Origin of the sequence: Synechococcus sp. R3-13 (genome assembly GCF_047462195.1) — a bacterium.
In the GTDB taxonomy this organism is placed as follows: domain Bacteria; phylum Cyanobacteriota; class Cyanobacteriia; order Thermostichales; family Thermostichaceae; genus Thermostichus.
This window is the reverse complement of sequence record NZ_JANSIO010000327.1, coordinates 1-1,625: the sequence shown is the minus strand read 5'-3', so window position 1 is coordinate 1,625 and position 1,625 is coordinate 1. Positions and strand designations below refer to the sequence as shown.

The 1,625-nt window shown below is 60.4% G+C and carries 2 protein-coding genes; one reads left to right on the top strand and one right to left on the bottom strand.

The window, feature by feature from the left end:
* Nucleotides 1-80 precede the first annotated feature (80 nt).
* Complete coding sequence (gene ruvC / locus NW856_RS10175; RefSeq protein WP_238376867.1) at nucleotides 81-515, top strand: crossover junction endodeoxyribonuclease RuvC; 435 nt, start codon at nucleotides 81-83, stop codon at nucleotides 513-515.
* A gap of 50 nt (nucleotides 516-565) precedes the next feature.
* On the opposite strand, the gene carA is transcribed toward ruvC, so the two are convergent.
* A partial coding sequence (carA, locus tag NW856_RS10170) for a glutamine-hydrolyzing carbamoyl-phosphate synthase small subunit (protein ID WP_414400110.1) occupies nucleotides 566-1,625 on the bottom strand: 1,060 nt, incomplete at its 5' end.

Below are 1,625 nucleotides of genomic sequence, written 5' to 3'. Positions count from 1 at the left end.
GTTCAGCAGTGTTCAGCGTAAATGTATCAGACACCCCACCTGAGCAGCGCATCCTCGGCCTAGATCCAGGTCTGGGAACCATGGGTTTTGGTTGCATTCTGGCGGGATCTGCGGGGTTGAAACCTGTGGATTATGGGGTGATCAGCACCCCCAGCCAACACTCGATGCCGGAGCGGCTGCAAACGCTGCACGAGGATTTGAGCCAGTTGCTGCGCCAACTGCGCCCGCATCAGGTGGGGCTGGAAAAACTTTTTTTCTACAAAATGGGCAATACCATTGCCATCGCCCAAGCCCGTGGCGTGATCCTGCTCACCTTGGCCCAGCATCATCTGTTGCCGGTGGAGTTTACGCCCGCCCAAGTCAAGCAAAGTTTGACAGGCTACGGACGCGCCGACAAGCAGGCTGTACAAGCTGCCGTGGCCCGGGAACTCAACCTGCCCAGCTTGCCCCGCCCGGATGATGCCGCCGATGCCTTGGCGATTGCCATCACAGTCTGGCACCACCGCTTCTCTTGAGGGATCCCGTCCCTGTCCAATCCCCTGCCTTCGGCAGGAGGTGAAAGATGTTAGCGTTGAGTAGCTAAAAAAGTTCGGTGCTGCAGCATTAGCTCCACAAACTCCCGGAAGAGGTGATCGGTGTCGTGGGGGCCGGGGCTGGCCTCCGGGTGATACTGCACAGAAAACAGGGGCAGGTGACGGTGGCGGATCCCGGCTACGGTGTGGTCATTCAAGTTGAGGTAGCTGATCGTGACCTCATCGGCAGGGATCGAAGCGGCATCCACCGCAAATCCGTGGTTCTGGCTGGTGATCTCCACTTGCTTCTCCAACCCGCAAGGGTGGTTGAGGCCGCGGTGGCCAAACTTGAGCTTGTAGGTGGATCCCCCTAGGGCCAAACTGAGAATCTGATGGCCCAGGCAGATCCCAAATAGGGGCTTCCCGGTTTGCAGCAGCGCTTGCGTGGTGCGGATGGCCGTGGTCTCTGCCGCCGGATCCCCTGGCCCATTGGAGAGGAAGATCCCATCGGGGTTGTAACTCAAAATCTGCTCCGGGCTGGCATTGGCCGGCAACACCATCACCCGACAGCCATAGCGGGTAAGGCGGCGCAAGATGTTGCGTTTGATGCCAAAATCCAGGGCCACCACCCGCAGGGGCGGCTCCGGCACTGGGATCCCTTGGCTGCGGCCATAGTCCCAATCGGCAGGCGTAGGCTCCAGCCACTCGTAGGGTTGGGGAGTAGTAACTTCCGCCACCAAGCTCAACCCCTGCATGGAAGGAGCCTGGCGCACCCGCTCCAACAAAACCTGGGGATCCAGAATCTCCGTGGAAAGGGCCCCGTTCATCACCCCCTGAGAGCGCAGCCGCCGTGCCAAAGCCCGCGTATCTACCCCAGCAATGGCCGGGATCCCATATCGTTGCAGGTATTCGGGGAGGGTGGATGTAGCCCGCCAGGAGCTGGCCAAGCGCGATACATTGCGGGCAATCACCCCCGCGACTTGGGGCCGAGCCGATTCTTCGTCCAGCTCATTGACTCCGGTGTTTCCCAGCTCAGGGCAGGTGAAGGTAACCATCTGCCCCCGGTAGCTGGGATCGGTGATCACCTCCTGGTAGCCGGTCATGCCCGTGTTG